This window comes from Mesorhizobium sp. M0968, assembly GCF_040319065.1.
GTDB lineage: Bacteria > Pseudomonadota > Alphaproteobacteria > Rhizobiales > Rhizobiaceae > Mesorhizobium.
Genome location: NZ_JAMYNL010000093.1, coordinates 1 through 750 on the forward strand (window position 1 = coordinate 1; position 750 = coordinate 750).

The following is a 750-nucleotide window of genomic DNA, read 5'->3' on the forward strand; positions in this document are numbered from 1 at the left end:
AAGGCGAGATCGCCGCCCTCGAAGCCATGGACATCCTCCTCTCGGAAGAGTTGACCCTGCGCGAGAACAGCCGGATCAAGACGGCACTGCGCATGGGGCGCCTGGCCACGATCAAGACGCTCGCCGGCTTCGACTTCTCTTTCCAGCCCTCGCTCGACCGCGATCGAATCTTCACGCTGGCCCAACTCGGCTTCGTCGCCCGCTGCGAGGTCGTCCACTTCCTCGGCCCGCCCGGCACAGGCAAGAGCCATCTGGCCATTGCGCTTGCCGTCGAGGCTGTGAAGGCTGGAAAGAGCGTCTATTTCTGCACGCTCGCCGAACTCATCGCCGCGCTGGCAAGGGCCGAACGCGAAGGCCGCCTGCAGGAACGCATCCGCTTCTTCTGCCGGCCTGCTCTGCTCGTTGTCGATGAGATCGGCTACTTGCCCGTCGTCCACGGTGGCGGCAATCTGTTCTTCCAACTCGTCAACGCCCGCTACGAGAAGGGCGCAATGATTCTCACCTCAAATCGCGGCTTCGCCGAATGGGGCGAGGTCTTCGGCGATCCTGTCGTCGCAACCGCACTTCTCGATCGCCTGCTTCACCATGCGGTCGTCGTCCAGATCGAAGGATCGAGTTATCGGCTCCGCCAGCACGCCGAGCTCATGCCCGAACACTTGCGATCGAAAGCCTCCATCACGCCGCCGACATTAAATCCACCATCGCGGCCGCGCGGCCGGCCACCGAAAAATGGACACCCCTCCGCGACAG

General features: G+C 63.3%; 1 protein-coding gene. It reads left to right on the forward strand.

From position 1 onward, the window contains the following. Positions 1 to 750: IS21-like element helper ATPase IstB (gene istB, locus NKH67_RS34030; RefSeq protein WP_353033111.1), on the forward strand; the 750-nt coding region annotated here is incomplete at both ends.